At 65.1% G+C, this 8047-nt stretch carries 5 protein-coding genes and 1 pseudogene; 1 reads left to right on the forward strand and 5 read right to left on the reverse strand.

All coding sequences use genetic code 11. From position 1 onward, the window contains the following. Window positions 1–379: 379 nt before the first annotated feature. Together AB0J09_RS48490 and AB0J09_RS48495 are read right to left on the reverse strand one after the other, a co-directional pair. Window positions 380–751 carry an STAS domain-containing protein gene (locus tag AB0J09_RS48490; protein ID WP_360707428.1) on the reverse strand — a complete coding sequence of 124 codons (372 nt, stop codon included), beginning with the start codon at window positions 749–751 and terminating at the stop codon, window positions 380–382. Window positions 752–1259: 508 nt separating this feature from the next. Further along, window positions 1260–1985 carry a hypothetical protein gene (locus tag AB0J09_RS48495; protein WP_360707431.1) on the reverse strand — a complete coding sequence of 242 codons (726 nt, stop codon included), beginning with the start codon at window positions 1983–1985 and terminating at the stop codon, window positions 1260–1262. A gap of 685 nt (window positions 1986–2670) precedes the next feature. Here AB0J09_RS48495 and AB0J09_RS48500 point away from each other — a divergent pair. Beyond that, a pseudogene (locus tag AB0J09_RS48500) lies at window positions 2671–3562 on the forward strand (IS5 family transposase). 56 nt (window positions 3563–3618) lie between these two features. On the opposite strand, the gene AB0J09_RS48505 reads toward AB0J09_RS48500, so the two are convergent. From AB0J09_RS48505 to AB0J09_RS48515, 3 genes are all read right to left on the reverse strand, one after another. Continuing rightward, window positions 3619–4029, reverse strand: coding sequence for a Rid family hydrolase (locus AB0J09_RS48505; RefSeq protein ID WP_214641625.1), 411 nt, complete (start codon window positions 4027–4029; stop codon window positions 3619–3621). Between the two features lie 175 nt (window positions 4030–4204). Then, complete coding sequence (locus AB0J09_RS48510; protein WP_360707434.1) at window positions 4205–6889, reverse strand: hypothetical protein; 2685 nt, start codon at window positions 6887–6889, stop codon at window positions 4205–4207. 479 nt (window positions 6890–7368) lie between these two features. Beyond that, the gene (locus tag AB0J09_RS48515) at window positions 7369–7842 is read right to left on the reverse strand and encodes a hypothetical protein (protein ID WP_360707437.1); all 474 of its coding nucleotides are present in this window, start codon (window positions 7840–7842) and stop codon (window positions 7369–7371) included. Window positions 7843–8047: the final 205 nt, after the last annotated feature.

Below are 8047 nucleotides of genomic sequence, written 5' to 3' on the forward strand. Positions count from 1 at the left end.
CCCAAACCCGCCGGGCACCCGTCGCGAGCTCGCGCAGGCCACCGGCTGCCCCGTCCGGGTGCCAGCGCAGGAACGCGCCGAGCTCGACGAGGCCCCAGCCGAGTAGCGCCAGCCCCAGCACGGCCTCCAGCGCGAAGAGCGCCGCCATGGCGAAGACGATGACTGTGATCACTTCGGCGGCTCCTTGCGCCGCCTACCAGGCGTTATCGGTGGGTTCACTGGCCTGAACCTAGATTTGTCCCGGCGCCGTTCCTGCTGTTCCACGCCGAGCAGAGCGGATCTTTGCCATGCTCGCCGTGATCCTTTCCTGGTGCGGGTTTACTCTGCGAGAGGTTGCGGGAGCCGAGGGCGGGGGGAGCGACCTCCGGCTCCCGCAGGTTCAGGCCGGTATCGCGGCGGCCGCTTCGGCCTCGACGGGCAGCGGACGGAGGATCTGGTTCAGGCCGGTGCGGTGCAAGATCTGAGCGCATCTGCCCTGCGCCCCGGCCAGCACCAGCCGGGCGCCGAGCTGCCGGGCGCGCCGATATGCGCTGACCAGCGCAGCCACGCCGTCGAAGTCGCAGAACGCCACCCGCGACAGGTCCACAACGACCACGTCGGGCCGGTTGGCCAGGACACGGCCCATCTGGTCGAAGAAGTCGTTGACGGTCGCTGCCTGCAGTTCGCCCTGCAGGTCGATCACCGGGCACACGTCCGAGTGCCACATCCCGATTGTCAGTCCGTCCTTCTGGCCCTGGCCGCGGTCTTCCACCGGAATCACCTCACGCGACCCACCCTGCCCGGATTCGCGTCGATCATGTGACTGCTGGGGGCCCAAACCGCGGTGGGAGACAGCACTCTGGGGAACGCGGGCGTCCGTCGTCAGCTCAGTCAGCCAGACGCCCGCGCCTGTCACGGGTTCGGCTCCCCCCGAATTCGAACCCGCCCCACCCTTACATACCTGTATTCGTCCGGTCGCAATCAGCGAATCGCCGCGACGACGCATTCGACATCAGCACTCTAGCCAAGCGGGACGACATGGGCGCCCGAACGCGTGAGCGAAGGTCCAGCCGCCCATGCCGCCCCCCATGAGCTGACTCCCCTCCAGCAGTCAGCCGCACATCACCTACATGTCGGTAATCAATTGATTGCAAATAGTGAGCACCCGAAAGATCCCCGGTTGATTCCGACAGAACTGCAGCCCTCGATCCCACCGGCTCGGCAGACGCGGTCAGCCCACTTGCCTTACGTGCCTTAACGACCTTCAAGCGGCTGACCAGCTAGTTCGCTTGACTAGCCCAGATAACGATGGCGGGCAGGGCCACCAGTCCAGGATCGTCGGCGACGGTGGCGTCTTCTGCTGACAGTGTTTCGGCATCGTCCATCAGATGGCCGATGAGGATGTCCGTGGCCGCCATCAACGCTCCCGCGGCCAGCGTGGCATTCTCCTGGGTGGCTGGGCTGGTGTCGTCGGACTCGTCGCCGTAGTGCCCGAAGTGTTCGAGACCGAACGCCTTCAACCGGGAGGCCTCGGCGGTCAGCGCCGCCCGGATCTGCCTTCCCCTCTCCTCGTCGCACTCCGGTTTCGCTTGCGCCCTCCCAGCGCCCGCTGCAGCATGCTGCGCCAGATCATCATGAGATGGGAACTCATCCGGCAGGGCCAAGCCGGCGTGCAAGGCCTCGTCGGTGATGCCGACCTCACAGCGCACGACGAGCCAGTCCGCGAGCAGTTCGCTGCGTTCCAGTACCGCCTCAATGAGGTGCTGGACGCCATCTTCGGTGAACTCCAACGCCGACGTCTCTACGGCCACGACCAGCAGCGCCCCTCGGGGGGAGGTGGTGACCTGGAAGTCGATCAGATCAAGTTCGACTCCATCCGGCCCGTTGGCCTGTTCGACACTGCTCAGTCCTCGAGACAGCAGCGCACTCACACCATGGCGCTGCAACTCGTCCAGTTGCAGCGTGCTCTGGGCCGGGGCGACCTCGACCTGTACGGAGTAGTCCACACCTACCATGGTCGTTGACCGCCGGATCTCACGTGCGCAAATTTCGGGGAGTTGAGGATGACCCGGCCAGGCCCTAGCTTGCCGCTCAGCTGTCGCCATGCACGCAGGCGGTGCGAGCTTGACCGGTCGCCCCGGCCTACCGGAGAAAGCCGGCGCGTGAGACCTAGATTGAGGGGCGGCAGGAGCCGAATGTACCGCCTTTGCACAGTTTGAAGACGTTGATGCGGCTGAGGTGGGTGGTGTCGGTTCCGCAGCCCCAGCGGGCGCCGTCGGAGTCGACCACGGTCCACTTCTGCAGGTACGTGGTGGCGTATAACCCGGACGGCGCGGCCGTCCCGGCTCAGGTCGCAGACCGTGATGTGCTTGCGGTCGGCCGAGACCGTGACCGAGCCCCAGCCGGCGTCATCCTGCCAGCCGTCAGAGGAACTCGCGGCAGCTGGCGAAGCTGCCAGGAGGGCGGTGAGGGCGGTGGCCGCCAATGCGATACGAGGGAACACGTGCGATCCGTTCCGGTGAGGAGATCAGAACGGAGCCACTGTGGAGGCAAGGAGCCCCTAGGGCCTGTATCGAAGTCCGCTATGGAGTGGGCGTTGGCCTGATGGTTCGAAGCGTGTCGTCAATCGACAACGAGCGCGGTCTCCGATAGGTGGTTCGTCGACCAAACGAACCGAACACCGGAGACCTCGTGGCCACCTCAGCGGTTACGCGGCGGTTCGACCTGACTGACGCACAATGGGCGGTACTGGAGCCGTTGCTGCCGGTGCCGAAGCGATCAGGCCGGCCGTCGTTGTCCAGCAAGCGGCAGCTGATCGATGGGATCCGCTGGCGGGTACGAGTCGGTGCGCCCTGGCGGGATGTGCCCCCCTGCTACGGATCCTGGTCGGCGGTGTATGCGCTGTTCCGGCGATTACAGCGCGATGGCACCTGGCCGCGGATCTTGACCGCGTTGCAGGCGCTGGCGGACGCGGCCGGGCGCATCACCTGGGACGTCAGCGTGGATTCCACCATCGTCCGAGCTCACCAGCACGCCGCGGGCGCGCGGAAAAAGGCGATCTCCAAGCTGAGCCGCCCGGTGGGAATTGGGTAGAGCCGGCTGATCATGGGTTGGGGCGGTCCCGCGGAGGATGGACCACCAAGCTGCATCTGGCGTGTGACCAGGGGCAGAAGCCGCTGTCGATCGTCACTGACCGCCGGTCAGCGTGGGGATAGCCCGCAGTTCACCGCGGTCATCGACAGCATCCGCGTACCGCGTCTGGGTGGCGGGCGTCCCCGTACCCGTCCGGATCGGGTGCTGGCTGATAAGGCCTATACCTCCAGGGCCAACAGTGCCTACTTGCGGCGGCGGGCATCAAAGCGACGATTCCCAGCAAGGCCGATCAGGACGTCAGCGTCGTAAGGAGGGGTCGATGGGCGGCCGGCCACCGACCTTCGACCCCGAGGTCTACAAGCAGCGCCATGCTGTGGAGTGCGGCATCAACCGGCTCAAACGCCATCGTGCGGTCGCGACCCGCTTCGACAAGCTGGCCGTGCGCTACGAAGCCACGGTCCTCATCGCCGCAATCAACGAATGGCTCTAACCGGCTTCTATACAGGCTCTAACCGTGTCCGCTTGCGCCAGATTGGACGCTTACCCTCAGGAGTCAAGTACGGCGGCGACGGCTTCGATCTCAACGAGCTGGTCGTCGTAACCAAGCACGGTGACTCCCATCAAGGTGCTCGGTACGTCATGTTCACCGAACGACTCCCGGACTATCTTCCAGGCAGCCCCCAGATCCTCCTGCCGGGTGGACGCGACGAGAACCCTTGTGCTGATGACGTCCTGCAATGATGCGCCAGCGGCAGTGAGGGCCGTCTGCATGTTCTCGATGGCTTTCGCTGCTTGACCTGCGTAGTCCCCAATCGCTGCCGTCGAGCCGTCCTCGTTCAGGGGACACGCTCCGGCGAGGAAGATGAGTCGTGACTCGGCAGGCGCCGTGGCTGCATAAGCGTACTGAGCGACGTCGGACAGAGAAGCGGAGCGGATCAAAGTGATGGCGCTAGGCATGGCCACTCAGGTCCTTTCACATCGGGTACAAAGCGACCATGCTGGCATGGGCATGTGACTGCCGCCTCCTATTTTCGTAGGCCAAGCCGCCTGGACCTCGCGGACCGCCCGCAGTCACGCCGCCGCCCAGATATGGTTTTCGGCAGGCGCAGCCCCGGATCGGACAGCGGGCCGGCTATCGGTCGTACACGTCCCCCCAGTCCCAGGCTGGAGCCGGGTCGCCGTTGGGTTCTCGGCCGAACCAGTAGCTGTCACCGCTGTAGCGCTGGTACAGCCAGAACAGCCCTACCGCAGGCAACCGGGCCGTCAACCGGACGAGCTGGTTCTTCAGTTCTTCCTTGCCGTCGGGGTCCAGGAGTTCGATGGCCTGCTGTTCGATGGTTATGAAGCCGTCAGCCGCGTAAGAGGTTGTCTGCTCTTCAGGTTTCGTGATTTCCATCAGCTGTTCGATGAGCCGCTTTGCGTCTGCCGGGTCGTCGAGCCGGGTGTGGGAGGCGGGGTCGCGTGCCAGGAGCGCAGCGATCTCATCTCCCGCCCGAACCCTCCGTAGTCCCTCCAGCAGTGCGGCCACGTTCCTCGCATTATCCAAGGGGAGGCTGGTGGCGGCTCTCCTGGCGAGAGCCTTGACCTGGACTTGTGCTCCGAGGGCTTTCAGCGATCGCAGCAGCAAGCTCACAGCCTGGGTGTCGTGCAATGAGACGTGAGCGGCGGGGGCGCGGGCCAGCAAGGCATTCACCTGGTCATGCTCTTGGAACTCCTGCAGGCTCTCTAGCAGCCGATTCACGCCATAGGCGTCGTGGAGTTGGACGTGAGCGGCCGGCTTGCGCGCCAGCAGCATGCGAACCTGGTCTTGTGCTCCGATCTCCATGAGCTCTTCGAGCAGGATGGCTGTGTCGGTCCCGTCGTGGAGCGAAACGTGTGTCGCGGGGTCACGCGCAAGCAATGCGCTGATCTGATCCTGAGCACGGTGCGCCCGTAGCGCTACCAGCAGTCTCATCACGGCGCGCGTATCGCCAAGCGGAATCTGCGCCATGGCACGCTCGGTCAACCCGGCGGCCAGGTCGTGCGCTCCGCTGGCTTGGAGTGAGCCCAGGGTAGCGGCGCCCACGATGTCGAGGGCAAGGTGCGTGACGGCGCGTTCGGTGAGCGCTCTGTACTGTTCTTGCGCCCCGACAGCTCGTAGTGCAGCCAGCAGCTCACTGAGAGAGGACAGGGAGTCCAGGGAAGTGTGGGTTGCCGGGTCACGGGCCAGCAACTCCTGGATCTGGTCCTGTGCGATCGCCTGGTTGTCCGTCGGATCGACTGGTGGACGGTTGGACCAGCTGATGAAGCCCGGTAGTGAGTGAAATTCACCCCATGGGCCAGGCGTCTGAACCTGCTGCAGCTGCGTCAGCAACCGTGCGACGCCGCTGGCATCGGAAAGATGAACGTGGCTGGCAGGGTCGCGTGCCAGCAGGGCGCCAATCTGGTCCTGTGCGCCGGCTGCGAGGAGAACCCTTAGCATGTTCGCCACTGCAGACGCCTCTTGAAGCGGCGGGCAAGACGACGGATTCCGAGCAAGTAACGTGTTGATCTGTTTGCGAGCCAGGAGACTCTGACGCAGCTCGGCCACGGCCGACGCGTGATCGGGGCGATTGAACTGGAGCGCGAAGATCTGGTCTGATTCGACACGCAACAATGCGTTCAGCAGCTTGACCATGCCCTCCGCGCCATCATCGAGGCCGACCTGGCCCGCGGGGTCGCGTGCCAGCAGGGAGTCGATCTGCTCTCGGGCTCCTACTGCCTGCAACCCTTTCAGTAGTTCCGCCACAGCGGACGCCTCGTGGAGCACGAAATCGGTTGCCGCGCGATCAGCGAGACCGATGACCTCCTCATGCGCTTGCTCTTCGTGCAGCACTCCCAGCAAGCAGGACACGGAATACGCGTCGCTGCCGGCGAGGTGGTCGGCAGCCCATCGCACTGGTCGCCGGTCGGCTGGGTGGAGTTCGAGGAGGAGACCGATCAGGTTGCGGGCAGCGCCTGGGCTGCCGTGAGTCGCGCCCTTCTTCCAATGCTGGGCGGCATCTCGATACAGGCCTCGGTCGTAGGCCGCATTTCCAAGGGCATTGAGGTCGCCGGGATGGGCGTGGTCGGCCAACGCGGTCCAGAACCCGTTGGGTGGCATCTGGTGGGTGCGCGAGAAACGGCCGTGCTGTTCAAGGTAGTCAGCGAGCCGGTACCTAGGCTCACTTGATACAGCCTGGTCGGCGGCCTGCGGTGAGGGTCCAAGAACACGGGGACGGATCCGGGTCAGCGGACCAGGGACCCCTTTACATGGCCTGCCGGCGTAGGAGAGGGCAACGTCGAACCAGTCCTCGTTGAGGGCGTCCCATTCGGTGTCGGACAGGTAGGCACTGGCAGCGGCTTTCAGGAGCGTGTGCGAGAGCGCTCGGCGGTGACCGAACCGTCGAGCGTCCATAGCGGCGTGGATCAAAGCCCTGGCGGTCGGAGCGGCATGGCGATAGCGCGCCATGAGCTCCGGCACACCGGCAAGATACTGGGTGACGTGACCCGCGTCGGCGTTGGCGACAGCCTCAGCGAGCCGTTGGTCTTGCTCCGCACAGGCGTTCAGAACCACCATGTGCTCGTCATCAAAAGCGGTCGGGACAGCGATATCGACGCCGGACAGGACCGCGCGGGCCTGTTCAAACCGGCTGGTGCTGCTGGTCAGAGTGTCCCAATGAGCTGGCCAAAGTGTGCCCAGCACCAGGACCGGAGCACGCGTGGAGTCGGTGAGAATCGTCCGCAACCCGGCCGCGACACACTCTCCTGCGTCGTCGACGGTGCGGAGGTAGTGTTGCGTCTCGTTCAGCCACACCACCGTCTGGGGTCCTACTCTGGCGAGGTCGGTGAGAGCGGCTTCCGGCAGGGTCGGGTCATAAGGGTGCCATAGCCGCCAACCGCCCATGCTCCGAAGTGGGTCGAGCGCCTCCCAGCATGCTCGGGTCTTGCCTGTGGATGATCCGCCAATGAGCACCGCGATCCCGCTCCGACCCTCTGCGGCCGCCCGGACGATCTTTGCGAGCTCTCGGTCATGCGCCCGCTCGACGTACGGCGGCAGCGCCGGTAGATCGTGACCCGGTGGCCCATCGACGGTGATCGGCCGGTGTACTTCCAAGGTGAATGGGTCGGTGACCGCGCTCAGCGGCCGCCCGACCGGGCCGCCTGGTCCTGTAGCGCCCTGCCCCAACGAGATCCTGACATCTCCCGTCACGCCGGAGATCTGCAGGACATGCCCAAGTACGGTCGCCTCAGTCACCGACTGCTGCGGTGGAGAGTCCGGCTGATCTGGAGGGGAGGTCACGATCCGCCGATCTCCAGGTCGCCGTCCACGCCATAGACCTGCATGATTGTGCCGTCAACCCGCGAATTTCGGACATTCTGGCTACCGGCCTCGGGTTCTTCGTCCCCTGCTGGTACAGGCTCAGGCCCTGGAGACGAGGCCGTGCGACGCCCAACACGGCCACCTCCCAAAATCACGTCCCCCCGAACCTCGGCCACCTGCTGAATTCCGCTCGCGGACGTGCCAGATACCATCTGCCCAGGACTTGGGCTGTCGGATCCCGGAGCGGCGGTTGGGCGGCGCGCCAGCAGGAAAGTCACAAAAGCCCCGGCCCCAGTCAATGCGACCGCGGCCAGCGTCCACCACCAGTTCCAGACGCCACCGTTGAGGACCTGATTGCAGGCCACCGCAATGCATACCGACAACACCACCGACACCGTCTGCAGCAGTCCAACCCGCACCCACCGAACAACGTCCATATCGACCATCATCAGAGCACGACGCCCCCTACGGCCAGACCCGAACTCTGGCCGGGGCCGATGCCTGGATCACAGTACTCATCAGGTGCGTCCTCCATGATCAGGAGTCACACCGTTCTTTGGGCTCTGGCGCACTTTCGGTGGTGACGGACCGTGGTTTAGCCGAGCAGGATGCGATGGCGGAGGAGCACGAAGCCGGCTCGCCCGTACATCTGCC

This window comes from Nonomuraea sp. NPDC049784 (assembly GCF_040659615.1).
Classification (GTDB): Bacteria; Actinomycetota; Actinomycetes; order Streptosporangiales; family Streptosporangiaceae; genus Nonomuraea.

Bases quoted from the DNA above. Each gene is read 5' to 3' on its own strand.
- AB0J09_RS48505 (WP_214641625.1), bottom strand. From the start codon at position 4,029: ATGCCTAGCGCCATCACTTTGATCCGCTCCGCTTCTCTGTCCGACGTC.
- AB0J09_RS48515 (WP_360707437.1), bottom strand. From the start codon at position 7,842: ATGATGGTCGATATGGACGTTGTTCGGTGGGTGCGGGTTGGACTGCTG.